The 14,214-nt window shown below is 44.2% G+C and carries 10 protein-coding genes; 6 read left to right on the top strand and 4 right to left on the bottom strand.

The features are described 5' to 3' along the window. Positions 1 to 8: 8 nt before the first annotated feature. Positions 9 to 290 (bottom strand): pyrimidine/purine nucleoside phosphorylase, encoded by a 282-nt coding sequence (locus tag ACRRSX_RS17010; protein WP_432452028.1) that lies wholly within the window; start codon positions 288 to 290, stop codon positions 9 to 11. Between the two features lie 87 nt (positions 291 to 377). Here ACRRSX_RS17010 and ACRRSX_RS17005 point away from each other — a divergent pair, with 87 nt between their 5' ends. The 3 genes from ACRRSX_RS17005 (at position 378) to ACRRSX_RS16995 (ending at position 1,803) form a co-directional block, all read left to right on the top strand. Then, positions 378 to 635 (top strand): DUF3820 family protein, encoded by a 258-nt coding sequence (locus tag ACRRSX_RS17005; RefSeq protein ID WP_432452029.1) that lies wholly within the window; start codon positions 378 to 380, stop codon positions 633 to 635. 270 nt (positions 636 to 905) lie between these two features. Then, positions 906 to 1,118 (top strand): cold-shock protein, encoded by a 213-nt coding sequence (locus ACRRSX_RS17000; protein WP_432452030.1) that lies wholly within the window; start codon positions 906 to 908, stop codon positions 1,116 to 1,118. Between the two features lie 217 nt (positions 1,119 to 1,335). After that, positions 1,336 to 1,803, top strand: a complete 468-nt coding sequence (locus tag ACRRSX_RS16995) for a TIGR02444 family protein (protein WP_432452031.1) — start codon at positions 1,336 to 1,338, stop codon at positions 1,801 to 1,803. 2 nt (positions 1,804 to 1,805) lie between these two features. On the opposite strand, the gene ACRRSX_RS16990 is transcribed toward ACRRSX_RS16995, so the two are convergent. Both ACRRSX_RS16990 and ACRRSX_RS16985 read right to left on the bottom strand, forming a co-directional pair. Continuing rightward, positions 1,806 to 3,602, bottom strand: a complete 1,797-nt coding sequence (locus ACRRSX_RS16990; RefSeq protein ID WP_432452032.1) for an ABC transporter ATP-binding protein — start codon at positions 3,600 to 3,602, stop codon at positions 1,806 to 1,808. A 115-nt stretch (positions 3,603 to 3,717) separates the two neighbouring features. Continuing rightward, entirely contained in the window at positions 3,718 to 5,037 is a 1,320-nt protein-coding gene (locus tag ACRRSX_RS16985) for a DEAD/DEAH box helicase (RefSeq protein ID WP_432452033.1), read from the bottom strand. A gap of 244 nt (positions 5,038 to 5,281) precedes the next feature. On the opposite strand from ACRRSX_RS16985, the gene ACRRSX_RS16980 reads away from it, so the two are divergent. Continuing rightward, the gene (locus ACRRSX_RS16980) at positions 5,282 to 8,203 is read left to right on the top strand and encodes an HD domain-containing phosphohydrolase (RefSeq protein ID WP_432452034.1); all 2,922 of its coding nucleotides are present in this window, start codon (positions 5,282 to 5,284) and stop codon (positions 8,201 to 8,203) included. A 23-nt stretch (positions 8,204 to 8,226) separates the two neighbouring features. On the opposite strand, the gene ACRRSX_RS16975 is transcribed toward ACRRSX_RS16980, so the two are convergent. Continuing rightward, the gene (locus ACRRSX_RS16975; protein WP_432452035.1) at positions 8,227 to 9,498 is read right to left on the bottom strand and encodes a GGDEF domain-containing response regulator; all 1,272 of its coding nucleotides are present in this window, start codon (positions 9,496 to 9,498) and stop codon (positions 8,227 to 8,229) included. 333 nt (positions 9,499 to 9,831) lie between these two features. On the opposite strand from ACRRSX_RS16975, the gene ACRRSX_RS16970 reads away from it, so the two are divergent. Both ACRRSX_RS16970 and ACRRSX_RS16965 read left to right on the top strand, forming a co-directional pair. Further along, entirely contained in the window at positions 9,832 to 10,458 is a 627-nt protein-coding gene (locus tag ACRRSX_RS16970; protein WP_432456150.1) for a LysE family transporter, read from the top strand. A 30-nt stretch (positions 10,459 to 10,488) separates the two neighbouring features. After that, positions 10,489 to 14,193 (top strand): DUF748 domain-containing protein, encoded by a 3,705-nt coding sequence (locus ACRRSX_RS16965; protein WP_432452036.1) that lies wholly within the window; start codon positions 10,489 to 10,491, stop codon positions 14,191 to 14,193. Positions 14,194 to 14,214 lie beyond the last annotated feature (21 nt).

Raw genomic sequence — 14,214 nt, 5'->3', positions numbered from 1 at the left:
ATCAAGACCTAGCCGTACACACACAAATAGGCAGTTTCGCAAGGTACCTTCAATTGAAACTTTGCATTGCCGGGCACATTAAATTGTTGACCGTCTTTGAAGCTTCGCCATTCCTGTTCTCCGGGGAGTTTGACGATCAATTCACCCGATACAACCACCATTAACTCTGCTTCGGCGGTGCCAAATTCGTATTCACCCACAGCCATCACGCCGACTGAACTAGGCTTTTCTTTCCCTGCAAAGCCAATAGATTTCACTTGCCCGTTAAAGTACTCGTTACTCTTTAACATTAAAGATCCTTGTTTGAATTGATTGTACAAAATAGCAGGCTAGCATAATGTGAACTAATTTGGATCGTCCTAAGAGTTAGTTGAACAATGAATGAACAGAATTTGAATCCCTGTGAGCCTTTTGATAAGGCGATGTTAGTCAAAATAGCCCGGCATAAAATGCCCTTTGGCAAATATGCTGGGAGAGAGATTATCATGCTCCCCGAAGAATATTTATTATGGTTTCTCAATAAAGATGGTTTTCCAGAAGGTGAGCTGGGTCAGTTGATGGCCTTTGCATTAGAAATAAAAATAGCCGGCTTAGAGAAGGTGATTTGGCCACTGTTAGAGAGAGGAGTCGATTAACTTTCGTCTATACCTGGTTGTTTTTTGCTCATCTCTTTGCTAGCGTATTAAATCTAAGTACTCTTATTATGCATTTAATCAAAATTAAGCCGTAACTAGTTGATTAAAAGATGCACTGATTGAGTATTTAGTAGAGAATGTAATGCGCTGTAGCAATGCTTGTTGATATGTCAAAGGTTTTAGCCTGTCTATTTTAGGTGTGGTTAACTTTTTGTCGCTGGCTTGCCTAGCTAATACGTTAATTTGCACATGATATATGAGAGGACGATAATGTCAGGTCAGGTATTATCAGGAACCGTGAAATGGTTCAACGACGAAAAAGGTTTTGGTTTTATTGCTCAAGAGAAAGGTCCGGACGTTTTTGTTCACTTTCGCGCGATCAATGGTAACGGTCGTCGTAGTTTGGCTGAAGGTCAAGCGGTGACTTTTGAAGTGGTACAAGGTCAAAAAGGCCCTCAAGCTGAAAATGTAACTGCCATTTAAATCGTACAGTTAAGATTTTTAGTCAAAACGCTATCTTTCAGATGGCGTTTTTTTTTCTTTACAGTTCGTTTGATTAAGGAATAGTTCAAGAGTTGTCAGATAGTTAGCCACTTTGTTAGGGTAGGACTTTGGTAATTAGCAGATTTTTAGCTTTTTTAGCTTTTGATCAGGCATAAGAATATTACTTAAATTGGTTTGACATGGAGTGAGTTAGACTATGATGCAAGAATCTTCTTTAGTACCGGAACAGCAGGTCATCGTCGATCAGTTTTGGCGTTACTCCCTACAAGTTTATGCTGCGCCTGAGGTAAAAAGCCTGTGTTTGTCCTTACAAAATAAATATCAATGCAATGTTAATTTGCTACTTTGGTTAGGATTTTGTAAGCAGCAGCGATGGATGGTCAATCTTGATTACTTACAACGAAATATTGACGATAGCGAACAAAAGCTGAAGCAATTTCGGGATTACCGCAGCGTAGTGAAGCCCTTGATTAGCCAACGTCAATATGATCTGTTATTACAGCATGAATTAAAATTGGAGCAACGTCAGCAGCAAAAGTTGGTGATTAGCCAACAACGCTATCCTGGTGGTCAGCCAGCTGAGCAGGCTTTATCTGCGTACCTTGAACAGGTAGAGCTGAGTCCAGAGGAATATTTACAGCGAGTTGCGCTCGCCCTTGGCTAGTCTCACTCGGTTTGGTGCTGATAAAGGGTTTGATATAGGCCCTGTTGTTGGATCAGTTGTTGGTGTTCGCCTACTTGGCTAATTTGCCCATCATCCAACACATAAATTAGATCGGCCTGTTTGATAGCGCTTAAACGGTGAGCAATAATCAAGGTGCTACGATTATCTAAAAATCCTTGTAAATTATGGTGAACCTTCGCTTCGGTCTCGGTATCTAGGGCCGATGTTGCTTCGTCTAGAATCACCACCGCAGGTTTTGCTAAAATCATTCTGGCAATCGCTAAACGTTGCTTTTGTCCTCCAGATAAACGTACACCGCTGCGCCCTACGATCGTATCCAATTGCTCAGGTAGTTTTTTGGTGGTGGTCTTCAGTTCTGCGAGCGCTAGGGCCTGCCATAATTCGCGGTCGCTATGTTGTTGCCCCATATTGAGATTTTCTCTAACGCTGGCATTAAATAAGATCGGTTGCTGTAATACTGTGGCGATATTGCTACGGACCGTGGCATAACCAACGGATTCAATAGGGTGACCTGCAAAATAAATTTGACCGCTGTCTTTTTGGTAGAGACCTAACAGTAAGTTGACCAAGGTTGATTTTCCGCCTCCACTTACCGATACGATGGCCACTTTTTTCCCTGCGGGGAGCTGAATATTAATGTTTTTTAATACAGGGCTTTCGGCCGTGTAACTGAAACAAAGATCTTCAAAACGAATGTCGGGCGCTTGCGATTGGCTAAAGGGATTTACTTGACAGGGGTAACGAGGTTCTTGCTTTAACTCAAATATTTGGTTGAGTCTTGCCATCGCTGCATTGGCACTAAAGTAACTGTATTGAATATTGAGTATTTCTTGAACGGGGCCCATCATAAACCAAAGGTAGCCGAATACAGCGAAGATTTGGCCAACCGTTAAACCGGAAAATATCACCATCAGCATGGCTACGGCGCGAAACACTTCAAAACCAATTAAGAAGACAGTAAAGCTTAAACGATTAACCGCATCGGTCTTCCAATGCGAAGCGATCGCATGATCTTTGAGTTGGCTGGCTGCGGTGACCACCCGTGAGAAGTAATGGTCTTCGCGCTGGCTTGCGCGTAATTGTTGAATGCTGTCTAGGGTTTCAATCAAGGCTAATTGAAAAGCCTCAAAGGCTGCGTTTTCTTGTTTTTTAAGTTCTTTAACATGCTTACCAAAAGATCGAGAAAAATAGATGACTGCTGGGTTAAGCAGCAGAATAATCAGCCCTAGCTGCCAATCTATCCAAAGTAAAATTGCCGCAGTACCGATGATCGTGAGCACCGCCACTAAAAACTTTGACAGGCTTTCACTAATAAATTTATCCAAGGTTTCCACATCGGTGATGCAACGGGCGCTGATCCCACCGGAGCCTTGAGTTTCATATTCTCGGAGCTGAACTTTGGGTAGGTGTTCGACTAAACGTTGACGGATTAAAAAACTGATCTGTTTGCCGATGAAAGTAAATTGTCTAGATTGTAGTACTCCAACAATTAAAGATAGTAGTCGCAGGCTAATCACTAGGGCCAAAATCGTTAGAATATAACCACTGGGTTTGTGCCAAACTTCGGGAAGCAGTGTTTGCATTATCGCAACGGCGGTTCCCGGTTGCTTAAGTAGCACTTCATCAACCAGTAGCGGCATCATTAACGGGATTGGTACGCTGACCAAGGTCGCGATGATGGCAATCAAGTGAGCATAAGCGAGCGGCCGTTTGTATTGGAAAATTTGTTGGCGAATGCTTGCCCAAGTAAAAGTCGGAGAGACTGAGGCTGAATCCATAGTTTAAATAAGAATCTTTTTCATTTGAGATGCTGCCAAGTCTACGGACACTTGATTGAAAAAGCTAGCCGCAGGGTACGGCTAAAGAATTAGTGGTACCCTGAACAACTTGAATTTAATCGCTTTTCTTCTGGCGAACAATGGGGGCATCACCCATATCGGTGCCAACATCAAAGGTTCGATTCGATTTTATTACTTTGTCTTTTTTAATTGCGCCGCGCTTTTTGTTCGCCGCAGGCTGGGCTTTGTGTTTCATTTGCTTCTTCGTTGGTGCTCGTAAGCCTTTAAACTTGGCCTTTAACTCAGCCCCTTCAAGTAGGCTGAAATCAACTTTTTGTTCCAATAAGGCTTCTAAGCTTTTAAAGCTCTGCCAATCTTTTGGCCCTATCAAGGAATAGGCGGTGCCTGAGTTACCCGCGCGCCCGGTGCGACCGATACGATGCACGTATTCTTCCACATGTTTTGGCATATCAAAGTTGATGACGTGGGAAACTTGCACAATGTCTAAGCCTCTAGAGGCTAAGTCGGTGGTAAACAAGACTTGTTGATGGCCGCGACTAAACTCATCCATAATTTTGTTGCGAGCCCCTTGGTTGAGATCTGCATTCAAAGCCGCACATTTTAAGCCTTGTTGGTTAAACTCTTCGGCCAAGCGCTGAGTGTCGGCACGAGTGGCGGTAAAGACAATGGCTTGTTTTAAATGCGCCTGTTGCAGTAAGTGGCTTAACTGTAACTGTTTTTGTTCCAAGTTATCGCTTAATACAAAATGTTGGCTAATGTCTTGGTGTTGAGTAAAGCTAAAGCCAACGGCAATCCGCTCTGGCTCATTAAGCAGCTTGAGGGCGAAAGAGTTAATCGCAGCATCATCTAAAGTGGCCGAGAACATCAAGGTTTGACGTTTACGATGGTTGGCTGCTTGGTCAACAATATTTAATTGTTCGGCAAATCCGAGATCGAGCATTCGATCGGCTTCATCTAGGATCAGCAGTTCTAAACCTTCTAGATATAAATGACGTTTACTCAAATGGTCTGCTAAACGGCCGGGGGTGGCGACAATAATATGCGGGTCTTTGCGCAAGACTTTACTTTGATCATTAAAATTCTCTCCACCGCTGATTAAGCAAGCTCGCGTTTGCGTATTGGCAACCAAGAGGCGCAGTTGCGCAAATACTTGTTTAGCTAGCTCGCGTGTAGGAGTGAGGATCAAGGTCCGAGGATCTCGTTTGGAAAGTGCTCTGGTTTTTAACATCCGCTGCATTGCGGGTAGCAGATAAGCTAAGGTTTTACCGGAGCCAGTCTTTGAAGATGCGAGCAGATCCTTTCCTGCAATGGCTGCTGGAATCGCTCTAGCCTGTATTTCGGTTGCCTCGGCAAAGCCAAAGTGCTCAATGGTTTTATTTAAGCGAGGATCTAAGCCAAGTTCGGAAAACTGCAAGTTGTTACTCTCATATGATGAATGTGTGTTGATTATAACCGTAAAGCGGAATGCTTACCTAAAGGATTCATAGCCATGGGATTAATTTGTTGGTTTATCACGCGATTGATTGACTATCAGGCTGGGTTTGATGAATGAACCTTTTTGGTTACATATCAATTTAACGACGGGTTGTACTTGCCTGTATTGGCTCATGTTGCGATAGTTATCAATTAGGACAGAGCTCTTTATTGATGGATCGATCATGAACACAAATCAAAATATAAGTGAAAAACCCGCTTGGCGATTTTCTTTTCACATTCACCTGGTGTGCGTAATGATGTTTATGTTGATTATGAGCGGCGTGGTGATAGGGGCGCTCAATTATTACCATACCAGCGATATTGTGAGTAAAAATCAGGCCCATGCCTTTGAGCAAGTTGGGAACGCTACGGTGTCTGAATTAGAGGGGCTTATTTATCCGGCGCAGCATTTCATCCGCGATTTAGCGGCACTGGATTTAAGTATGCAGCAGCTTGATCAACAAGAGCTGCGTTGGTTACCGATGCTGTATGCCAGCCTGAACCAGCAGCGGGGCTTATCGGCGGCTTATCTGGGGTATCAAAACGGTGACTTCTATTTAGTTCGTCCGCTGGATACCCTAGAAAAGCATCGCCAACTAAAGGCGCCCTTAGGCGCTGTGGTATTAGTCACCAAAGTGGTGGCGGGAAAATCGAGTTTGACTTTTTATAACAAAAAAATGCAGACCTTAGTTGATTCGCACACCCGAAATTATCAGTTAGATCCTCGTGAGCGGCCATGGTATCAGCTGGCGATGAGTAAGCCTGGTTTGGCGACAACCAAACCCTATGTGTTTTATACCACCAATGAGGTCGGGGTGACCCTCGCCACCGCAAATACCAGTCAATCGATGGTCGTAGGGGTAGATATTACACTGGCCAGTGTATCTTCCAGCCTGCAAAAAAATATTATCAGTGGATCTTCGCAGTTGGTGATGTTTGATCAAGATTTTTCGGTATTAGCCCATCAACAACCGTCGTGGATTAGTGAACACTTGCAAGTGAGTGACGCAGCGGTGGTTTTACCAAAACTTGAACAGCAAGACTTAGGGGTACTGTCTTGTTTAACTAAGCAAGCGAATTTAGTTTCTGGAGAAAGCTTTCTGTTTGACTATCAAGATCAACAGTGGATGGGAAATGTGATCGAATTGAAGCTGGCGGGGGCTCGCTCTGGGAATGAACAAGGCTTAGAAAATCTGTATTTAGGTTTGGTCACTCCGGAAGATGAGCTGTTAATGGACGTAAGAGCGATACGTGATCAGTCGGTCATATTTAGCATTATCATTATTTTAATTTCGCTACCTGTTGCTTGGTATGCCTCGCGCTTAGTTGCTACGCCGTTACGGGCGTTAATGAAACAAAGTGAAGCGATCATGGCCTTCAATTTCGATGCCACTGTACCCGTGAACTCGGTCGTATTGGAGGTGGATCAGCTGAGTAAAATTACCGAACAATTAAAGAAAACCATTCAACAGTTTGCCGATGTTTCAACCATGCTCGGTGAGGAGAGTAACTTCTCTCGCTTATTAGAAAAAAGTGTCCAAGAGATGCAAACAGTGGCGAACATGAACAATGGGGCCATATGGTTGAAGCAGGATCAGCAATTTGTGTTGCAAACCCAATCTGGTAATACCATCTCTTTGCCCAAGCAGTTTGACTATGTTGATAGCTTGTCACAACCTCTCGTAAAGCATTTGTTAGATGCTACGACGACTGCCACCAGCAAATTCGAACGTTTGAATTTTCAACAGCAAAACTTGAATTTAGTCGTGTCGCCGTTAATTAATCGTCAACATAAGTTGGTCGGTATTATTGCCACTTTTGGTTTCGAAAATACCGAAGTATCTTCTCGAGTCCTGTCGTTTATCGACGCCTTGAGTAGTGTTGTGACGATTGCCATTGAAAACAGTCACTTAGTGGAATCACAAAAGCAATTACTTGAGTCTTTCATTCGTCTGACCGCCGGTGCAATTGATGCTAAATCGCCATATACCGGCGGGCATTGTCAACGCGTCCCCGAGTTAACAAAAATGTTGGCGAGCGCTGCGGTTGCGCAACAACAAGGGGTGTTTGCTGATTTTTCCATGACTGAGCATCAGTGGGAAGAACTGCATATCGCGAGTTGGTTGCATGATTGTGGCAAGGTCACAACCCCTGAGTATGTGGTGGACAAAGCCACTAAATTGGAAACCATCTATGATCGGATCCACGAGTTAAGAATGCGCTTTGAAGTGTTAAAAAGAGATGCACAGCTACGTTATTGGCAGCAAGTTGCTGATGGAATTAGCCAGCCAGAGCAGGAGCGTCTTGCGCAACAGCTAGCGCAGGAACTGCAGGTGTTAGACGATGAATTTGCTTTTGTTGCCAAGTTGAATATTGGCGGTGAATTTGTTGGTGTAGATGACATCGAACGTTTAGAGAGCATTGCCCAACGAACTTGGTTGAGAACATTAGATGATCGTTTAGGTTTATCTCATGTGGAGTTAGAGCGTCGTAGTGCTGAGGTGTCGCCACTGCCTGTTAAAGAGAAGCTGATCGATGATAAACCAGAACATATTATTTATCGGCGAGAAGATGAAAAAATTGCTGATGATAATCCTTGGGGTTTTAAACTTGAGGTTCCTAAATATAAATATAACCGCGGTGAACTCTATAATTTGAGCATTGCACGCGGCACTTTAACGGAAGAAGAACGCTATAAAATTAATGATCATATTGTGCAAACCATCATTATGTTAGAGAAATTACCTTTTCCAGATCATTTACGGCGGGTTGCCGAAATCGCCGGTGGCCACCATGAAAAAATGGATGGCAGCGGTTATCCCAAACAGCTGATCAAGTCTCAAATGCCTTTCACGGCCCGGATGATGGCGGTGGCGGATATATTTGAAGCTTTAACCGCCGCTGATAGACCCTATAAAAAAGGTAAAACGTTGAGTCAGTCGTTGATGATTATGTGTCGCATGTGTGAAGATCAACATATTGACGCAGATGTGTTCCGTTTGTTCTTAAGTTCGGGGATCTATCTTGATTACGCCAAGCATTATTTAGCTCCAGCGCAAGTTGATGAGATTAACCTTGATGATTATATGCCACAAGGCGTATAAGGCTTCGACAAGTCATGATTTGCTCACTCCGGTGATTCTTTGTGAGTAAGTGACTCGTCACCAACGACAATATTCCGTCCAGCACTTTTTGCGTGATATAACAATTCGTCGGCATAATTGAGCTGAGCTTCTAAATGTTCGTGGTGCTGGTTGGTTACGCCAATACTGACACTGATCGATAAGATTTGGTCGTTGTAGTAAAAATCAGTGGCTGCCACTTGAGCTCGAAAAGCATCGAGTAATTGATAAGCCTGATCGTTATTTAATCCGGCTAAGGCGACATTGAACTCTTCGCCTCCAGTTCTAGCGAACAAAAAATTTGTTAATCCTGACTTTAGTAGGCGGGCGAAGTGAACTAACACCGCGTCGCCAGCTTCATGTCCATATTGATCATTAAAATTTTTGAAGTGATCGATATCGAGCACAGCTATTGCAAGTGGCGAGCCTTTCTGAAGAGCCTTTTGGTGTAGTTTTCGGCCATGTTCAATAAAATAACGTCGATTGGGGATGACGGTTAAGTAATCTTGATAGGCTGCTTTTTCTAGTTTTTCGACCAAGGCGAGAGTATTTAGGCAGTGGTTCACCCGACATTGAAACTCTTCAATGGAAAAGGGCTTTGGCAGATAATCATTGGCACCATTTTTAATAAATTTACTTGATACTTGGGGATCATCCGCCGCAGAAAGTCCTAAGATGCTGATCCGTCGCTGAGTCATTTCGTGACGGACTTTTTGGACTAATTCAAAGCCATTTAAGTGTGGCATTTGGTAGTCACAGATCAGTAATTTAATCTCAGGTTCCTGTTGCAAAAGTTGATACGCACTTGGTCCGTCTTCGGCTTCAAATACTTGGAATAATTGGCGTTGCAGTAAACTGCAAATGTGTTTCCTTGCTAAGCCAGAATCTTCGGCAACCAGTACTTTAGTATGGCGATTTTGATAGAGTCGATTAATTGAATCGAAGGCAAGTTGGTAGGCATAACGACCTTCTTTTAATACATAATCAACCACACCTTTATGGATTAAGGATTGGCTCTGTTGATTAAATGAGCCTGAAAGAACAACGGTTGGTAAACCTTGTTCAAGTAAGTAATCGATGAGTTCGCCATTAGGGGCATCGGGCAAATTGAAATCAGCGAGAGACGCAAAGAAATGCTCTGGGTGTGCCGAATACGCTTGTTTTGCCTGCTCGAAGTCGGCGGCAAAAACAGGAACTAAATCACGAAGCATCGGTGATAGATGACGTAGTATTTTTAAAACTGTGGCACTGTCTTCGACAATGAGTACTTTTTGCATTGTATGACTTCCAATAAGCGCTTGTTTGATTGTAGAGTAAGAGAGCTTAATGTTTAGTAAATGACCCAAGTTTTTCTCAATATAAATACCAAGGGCTGGTTGAAGGTGGCCGTTTGGAGAGACGCTTGCTCTTCAATGTATAATGGCCAGGAGCTGCGCTTGTTGTGCTTGTCGCACCATGGTGCAGACTATGATTGTGAAAAGTAATCGTTGTGAAAGCTTTATTTGCTGCGTGATTCAGCAGTTTCACTCAGCTTGGCCTTGCTCTGTGACTCTCTGGACCGGAGATATTGGGCTTGTGTTTGTAGATAGTATTGTTCAGGAGGGAATGTGATGTATTGGATGGAGTTTTTGACCGTAGTAGTGGTTCATTTATTGGCTGTTGCTTCACCTGGCCCAGACTTGGCAGTGGTATTAAAGAATAGTATTGGCGTGGGGCGGCGGGCTGCCGTTATGACGTCGTTGGGGGTGGGCTGTGGTATTTTGATTCATGTGGTCTATTCGGTACTTGGTATTGGTTTGGTGATTTCACAATCTATTTGGTTGTTTAATGTAATCAAATGTTTAGGTGCCGCTTATCTATTATGGATTGGCTTTCATGCCTTACGTTCCAAGGCTCGAACCGAGCACGATCTTCACCAGACTGCGCCCGTAGAACTCAGTGATCGCAGCGCCTTTATCAGTGGTTTTATGACCAATGGTTTAAATCCTAAAGCAACCTTATTTTTCTTGTCATTATTTACCGTGGTGATTAGTCCTGCAACCCCGATGTTAGTTCAAATAGGCTATGGTTTATATATGGTTATGGCCACCGCTTTGTGGTTTATGATGATCTCTTGGTTGTTTAGCACTCAGCGAGTCAGGCGTAAGTTTTTGCAAGTGGGTCATTGGTTTGATCGCAGCATGGGGCTGGTGTTAGTGAGCTTGGGTATTCGCTTATTGTTTAGTAGTCAAAAGTAAGTCGCGGTAAGTTAGTTTTATGGGAGCGCTATGAGTTTAGTTGGATGGATAAAACCACTAAAAAAACGTTGGCAGACCTTACGGCCTTGGCAAAAGATAACCAGCTATTTAGCGCTCACTTTTATATCGTATTTGTTGTTGTCTCTTACTTTCTTGCCATGGCTATTGAAACAGCAAATTGAGAGCCAACTCAGTCGCAGTAGTGGCCATCCGGTCTCAGTGCAAGCACTGAGTTATCATCCTTTAAAGCTTGCATTAACTTTACGCCAATTCTCTTTGGCCGAATTGGCGGTTCAGCCATCTCAACCCCTGCTTGGTTTTGAACGACTGTATATTGATTTCAGTCTGAGTTCCCTATTTTATTGGCGCTGGCAGTTTGACAAAGTTGAGCTCGATGGCTTGTTTGTTCATTTGAGTCGCTTGCAAGATGGTCGTCTGAATATTGATAGCTTGTTTGCGACAGCCGCTGAACCCGAAATAGAACCAACGGATATCTCTGGTCGCAGTTTACCAAGGTTTGGATTCGGGAAATTTTTGTTACGTGATGCGAGTTTGCGGATCAGTGACTATTTACCTGAGCAAGCAGTAGATTTCGATATTTCGGAAGTTTCTTTATCCTTACAGAATTTCTATAGCCAAAAAACCGGTGCGGGCGTTAATGCTTACCAAGTGAATGCTCAGATTGGAGATAAGGGGCGCTTAACGTGGAACGGTTATGTGGACTTACCCGCTTCGCAAATCTCTGGTGATGTGAGTTTAGAGAACTTTCAGTTAGCCAATGCGTTCGCCTTTGCTCGTCCTTATACTGATTTGCGCATCACTCAGGGCAATTTACAACTTAGCACTCAGTATTTAATTGATTACCAAGATGATTTTCAATTGACTACGGAGCAGGGCCAGTTGCTTATTGATACGCTGAGTTTACAGGCGCTGCAGCAAACCCGTAGTCATTTAGCGCAGCTTAAATTAAAAGGTATCGCGCTCGATCTGCGTCAACGGCAGCTTGGCCTCGGTGACATCCAAATTAGTGATGGCATGTTTAAGGGGATGCTTGATCAACAAGCGCATTTAGACTGGTTGTCGTGGTTTCATTTCGATAGGTTATTGGCGGAAATGAGCGGGGCGGCTGAGGTCGAGCCAGCGAGGTCTATCAGTAATGCGCCAGAGGCAGCTGTTAAGCCTTGGGAAGTGAGCTTTTCCAGTGTGTCGTTGCAGCAGTTTGCCTTGAATATTGATGAACAGTGGCAGGCCGAAAGTAAAAATCATTTACTGTTGTTACAGCAATTACAGCTCGGTGCTTTTTCCAGTGCAATGAATCAAACCACAGATGTGCGTTTGGCGGCCCAACTTTATGGTGAGAGTCCAATTCGAGCCGAACTACAGTTTCAGGGGCCTAAACAGAAACTAAATGGCCAACTGAGCATCGCTAATTTGTCGATAGCCGAGCTGCAAAAGTGGTATTCCCCTTGGCTTCACTTACCTTCGGCCAAGGGCAAGCTGGCTTTTAGTAGCCGGTTATCCATTGATCTGAATGACTTCATGAGTTTTACCTCTCAGCAAGGTCGGTTGGAGCTCTCTGAGTTGAGGGTGCTAAATTCGCCGCATGATGGCGCTAAAGCTTGGATCATTTGGCCAACATTGCAGGTCGAAGATATAGGGGTCGACCTTGCCACACGCCAAGTTCAAATTGACAGGGTCAATAGCGAAGGTCTTAATTTGTCGATGAATGTCGATCAAGACGGCCATTTCGATGTGCTTGAGCAGTTGCTGGTGACTCAGACATCATCGCAGAGCTCTCCTCATTTAGAGCCTGCTGCGATTTTAAGGGATAAGGCCAGCGATGATGGCTCTCAACCTGACTGGCAAGTACGGATTAAACAGGTTCATGCGCAGAACTCCCAGTTGGCTTTGAGCGAAGTTTTTTCGGGGCAAGCATTGAGCCATCACTGGCAGATCAAAAGTCTTAATGTAGGCCCTCTGGATTCGAGTTTGGCACAGCCGGTGAATGTTTCGGCAGCGCTGAGTGCACAACAAGGTGGGAAAGTGCAGCTGCAAGGGCTGGTACAATTAGCTGAGCAACAGGCTCAACTTGACGTCACGCTTGATGCACTCGCGCTAAATCATTACCAACCCTATATCGCGCAATACTCCGAATTGGAACTTATTTCGGCCAAGCTAAGTTCACATTTACAGTTAAGTTTAAACTGGCAACAGGCTTTTGCGTTGGCGATGCAAGGTGAGCTTGGTGTAGACGACTTGCAGTTACAAGATGCGCGGACTCAATCTGAGCTGTTGAAATGGAATCAATTGAAGCTGAGTCACTTCGAGTTTAATAGCGCCGAGCGGCGCTTGGCCTTGGGTGAACTGAGTTTTATCAAGCCGTATTTCCTGGTGGATATCGATGAAGATTTTTCGACCAACCTGAATGGCCTTATTAAGCCGATTGAAGCGGCGGAGCCTGCTAAAGTGGCTCGTCATAGGTCAACGGAATCGAGTGTTTCCGAACCAGACGATTGGCGGGTGAGTATCGAAAAAACCGAATTTAGCGACGGTTTGGTCAATTTCACTGACCGCTCATTAAAGCCTAATTTTTCAGCCGATATCGAACAGGTTTCTGGTCATATTGGTCAGTTAAGCCAAGCGCCTGGTATGGCTGCCGAAGTGGCGTTGAGCGGGCAGGTTGATGGTTATGCACCGGTAAATTTTGTGGGTAAAGTCGCCCCGTTAGCTACCGAGCCAACTTTTGATGCGGAGCTCGATTTTAAACATCTAGAATTAACCCGCCTAAGTGCTTACTCCGGGACTTATGCTGGCTATGTGATTGAGCGTGGGCAATTGTCTTTATCTCTCGCTTATCAGATGGAGAAGAATCGGCTACAGGGCAATAATCAGATTTATATCGAACAGTTACAGTTAGGTAAGCGCACTGACAGTGAGAAGGCCACTTCATTGCCGGTTTCTTTGGCTATTGCTTTACTGGAAGATGATCAAGGGGTGATCGATCTCGGATTAAAAGTTAGTGGAGATGTGAATGATCCTGAGTTTAATGTTGCTGGTTTAGTGTTTAAAGCCTTGGGGGGGGCGCTGACTAAAATTGTCACGTCACCCTTTGCCATCATCGGCTCTTTAGTTGGCTCTGACGAAACCTTAAATCATTTTAGCTTTGCGGCTGGTAGTAGCCAATTAAGTGAGAGCCAAACTCAGCAACTAGCGCAATTAGTGAAAGGTTTAAATAAACGACCGCACCTAAAAATCGCGTTAACAGGATCGGTTGAAAAAGCACAAGATGTGCCAGCCTTAAAACGTCAGCAACTTGCATCTTTGTTGATCGAAGCATCGGGTTTAACGCTGCCTATCGAGCAAGTTAATTTAAGCTCGGTATTAGAGGATACGCGCTTGCGCAGCGCATTAGTGAACTTGGCTCAGCAAAATATAGAAGAAAGTCGTCGAGAGCTCGATCGACAAACCTTGAGTCAGAGTTTAAAAGAACAGCAACAGTTAAGCCCTGAACATCTCAATCAACAGTTACATAGCCTTTGGTATCAGTATCTGGTGCAAAAGATGACGGTGAGCGAAGCGCAGTTAGAAACTTTGGCCGAACATCGAGCTATCACCGTGAAGGATGCCTTAACCAAACAATATCAGTTGCCCAATGAGCGCGCCTTTGTACAGCGCCAAACCTTAGATAAACAGCCTTCAGCGATGATAGTGACGCTGAGTGTGATTGCGGATTAACAGGGTCTTGGGCTTGCGTTA

The organism is Agarivorans sp. QJM3NY_30, from assembly GCF_050870855.2.
In the GTDB taxonomy this organism is placed as follows: domain Bacteria; phylum Pseudomonadota; class Gammaproteobacteria; order Enterobacterales; family Celerinatantimonadaceae; genus Agarivorans.
This window is presented reverse-complemented; position numbering and strand designations above follow the sequence as displayed.